The sequence below is a fragment of the Moorena sp. SIO4G3 genome (genome assembly GCF_010692305.1).
Lineage (GTDB): Bacteria > Cyanobacteriota > Cyanobacteriia > Cyanobacteriales > Coleofasciculaceae > Moorena > Moorena producens_A.
The window spans coordinates 1-1,880 of record NZ_JAAHIG010000697.1 but is presented as its reverse complement, the minus strand read 5'-3'; the positions used below and the strand labels follow the sequence as shown (position 1 = coordinate 1,880).

General features: G+C 43.1%; 2 protein-coding genes. Both read right to left on the bottom strand.

What is annotated here, in order from left to right:
- Positions 1–414: 414 nt before the first annotated feature.
- Positions 415–588 carry a hypothetical protein gene (locus F6J99_RS44705; RefSeq protein ID WP_293123802.1) on the bottom strand — a complete coding sequence of 58 codons (174 nt, stop codon included), beginning with the start codon at positions 586–588 and terminating at the stop codon, positions 415–417.
- Between the two features lie 605 nt (positions 589–1,193).
- Positions 1,194–1,751: a Uma2 family endonuclease gene (locus F6J99_RS44700; RefSeq protein WP_293123799.1), complete on the bottom strand. Its 558-nt coding sequence runs from the start codon at positions 1,749–1,751 to the stop codon at positions 1,194–1,196.
- Positions 1,752–1,880: the final 129 nt, after the last annotated feature.

Here is a 1,880-nt window from a genome sequence, read left to right as displayed (position 1 = left end):
CACAGGGGTAGGTTTTTTACATTAAGGTCAAACATCGGGCGACCCAGAAGGAGAGGAAAAGGAAAACAACGAAAAAGCGGCGCTGCATCGCTTGTCTGTACCCCCACACCCCACACCCGGTCACCCCACACCCCACACCTGAGGTCTTTGTAAAAAACCTACCCTTATGAGGTGTTAGGGGCGCGCCTTGTCATCATATTCAACGTCGTAGCCAGTAGCCCCGTAACGCACCACCACAAGGGTTGCCCTGATTTTCCGCCTCTTCGCGCCTGGTTGGGACAGCCCGCCCGGAAATAATGGTCACGGGCAAGATGCCCATTCCACCAGATGCCCATCATGGTCACGGGCAAGATGCCCATTCCACCAGATGCCCATCAAGGCCACGGGCAAGATGCCCATTCCACCAGATGCCCATCAAGGCCACGGGCAAGATGCCCATTCCACCAGATGCCCATCATGGTCACGGGCAAGATGCCCATTCCACCAGATGCCCATTCCACAGAGATAATGGTGATTTTTTGGTGCCATTATGGAAGTAGCTCCTACTTGGTTGGGAGGAAAGCCGCGCTGGGGATGGTTAAGAGGCATATCCAGCGCGGTTATTAGTTTCAGTCGTCACCTTTTATACTATACATAAATAATCGGAAAAATGCAAGTAAAAAATATTTTTTTTACATTTATTTACAAATATTTTATTGTGCAACTTTTATACTCAATTATGTGTAAAAATTCGTTTTTTTTTTGGTGAGATTAGCAGTTAAATATTACCTAATAATTTGGTCTTTATTTAATGTCATAGTTAGGTAGGGTGGGCAGTGCTTGAAACCAATAATAACAGTTAGTGATCGCATTACTAGGCACTGCCCACCAACGAAAAAATTAGCTAGCGATCGCATTACTAGGCACTGCCCACCAACGAAAAAATTAGCTAGCGATCGCATTACTAGGCACTGCCCACCCTACGATTATCAATTTTGTACTGAACCATAAGAGAAACTAGCTTGTTTTAGCATTGATTTGAGTTCTATAATTTTCTTGGGCATTTAATCATTTTGTAAAAGTTATAGCGGTTTCTATTCTAATGAAGTACAAATAATTTTCACCCTCTTGCCTCTTGCCTCTTGCCTCTTATCTGTTCCGTGTTCCCTGTTCCATGTTCCCTAAAAAAATTTACCTCACCTAATTTAAAAACCCTATACATCTTCATACAAAGCCTCAATACTAGTACGAAAATCCACACTTTCTAAATCAATCTCACTACCTGGATCATAAAATTGTAATGTCCAAATTCCCTGGGCATTACGGCGAAAGCAGTCTAGGCGCTGATGGTCTTGGCTAATTAGGACATATTCGACCAATGTGTCTAATTTTTGATAGTCATAAAATTTGTTACCCCGGTCAAAGGCTTCAGTTTTGGGAGATAAGACTTCGACAATTAAACAAGGATATTTTTTATAATTTTTCAATTCTCTATCTCTGGCATCGCAAGTCACCATAACATCAGGATAGTAATAACTATTTGCTGATTCAACATACGCTTTCATATCTGCCATATAAACCCGACAACCAGTGCCTCTTACATGATTTCTTAACAGTGCAAATAAGTTACCGGCAATAGTAACATGAGCATCACTGGCTCCAGCCATGGCATAGATTTCTCCATCACTATACTCGTGTTTGATGGGACTTTCTTCTTCTTGAGATAGATAGTCTTCTTGGGAAATGTAATTGGGGCTTTTATCAGCAATCATGATGGGTTCAAGATAGTGACTCTATTAGTATAGAATAAAGGCCGAGCGTCGACGACTCGAACCAGTTGCGCTGGCCGAGCGAATTGGCGAATCCGGTGGCGACCGTGCCCGAGGTGTAGATGCCGACCA